A 507-nucleotide genomic window follows, 5' to 3' on the forward strand; every position below is an offset into this window, starting at 1 on the left:
GCCGCGCGCCGCGTCCGTGGCATCCTCCCCGCCCCAGTGGTTGCAGTCCCGCAGCCGCGTCACGTACGCCGTCACGTCGCCCGGCAGAGCGGGCTCGGCCCGGACGGCGAGCGGCCCGAGGAGCGGCGCAGCGAGAAGCGTTGCGAGCGGCCCGGCAGAACGCTTGGCTACCTTGGAGAGAACGGTCCGCATGGCTCTCCATCCTGCCTTTCTTCGGGCGTCCCGCGCCGTATACAGGGAACCCGCATGAGACGCAGCCTTCTCCCCGCCGCCCGCTTCGCCGCCGCCCGCTTCGCGCTCCTCGCAGCGTGCCTCCCCGCCCCGTCAGTGGCGGCGGGATGGGAGGCGGCGCGGTTCGAGTCGCCCGCGAAGACCGAGACCGCGACGTCTGGAGAGGGCAAGATGTCGGGGGAGGGCAAGCAGATCACCTGCACCACCTACCGCGATCTCATGGTGCGCGAGAGCGACGCCGACACGCCGGACCCCGAGGACGCGACCCTCGTGCCC

The 507-nt window shown here is 72.8% G+C and carries 2 pseudogenes; one reads left to right on the top strand and one right to left on the bottom strand.

Annotated elements, in window-relative coordinates:
* Positions 1–192: pseudogene (locus FV228_RS32425) on the bottom strand (hypothetical protein); the annotation flags it as partial.
* A gap of 54 nt (positions 193–246) precedes the next feature.
* Between FV228_RS32425 and FV228_RS32430 the strand changes: the two are divergent.
* Positions 247–507, top strand: a pseudogene (locus tag FV228_RS32430) (hypothetical protein); the annotation flags it as partial.

This window comes from Methylobacterium sp. WL18 (assembly GCF_008040015.1).
In the GTDB taxonomy this organism is placed as follows: domain Bacteria; phylum Pseudomonadota; class Alphaproteobacteria; order Rhizobiales; family Beijerinckiaceae; genus Methylobacterium; species Methylobacterium mesophilicum.